The sequence below is a fragment of the Streptomyces xylophagus genome (genome assembly GCF_000716435.1).
Lineage (GTDB): Bacteria > Actinomycetota > Actinomycetes > Streptomycetales > Streptomycetaceae > Streptomyces > Streptomyces xylophagus.
The window spans coordinates 1-225 of the sequence record NZ_JNWO01000206.1 but is presented as its reverse complement, the minus strand read 5'-3'; the positions used below and the strand labels follow the sequence as shown (position 1 = coordinate 225).

Below are 225 nucleotides of genomic sequence, written 5' to 3'. Positions count from 1 at the left end.
TCCGAGGTAGGCGGGTTGTTCGGGGGTGTGGTGTTGGCCGTAGGTGTGGAGGAGGGCTTGGGCTTCGATGGGGTCGCCGAGGGTGGTGCCGGTGCCGTGGGCTTCGATGAGGTCGATTTGGTCTGCGGTGAGTTGGGCGTTGGCGAGGGCTTGTTGGATGACGCGTTCTTGTGAGGGTCCGTTGGGGGCGGAGAGGCCGTTGCTGGCGCCGTCCTGGTTGACGGC

Annotated in this window: 1 protein-coding gene; it reads right to left on the bottom strand. The window is 66.2% G+C overall.

Annotated features, from left to right (window positions below):
- The coding region (locus tag OO70_RS51000) for a hypothetical protein (RefSeq protein ID WP_043688560.1) at positions 1–225 on the bottom strand (225 nt) is incomplete at both ends.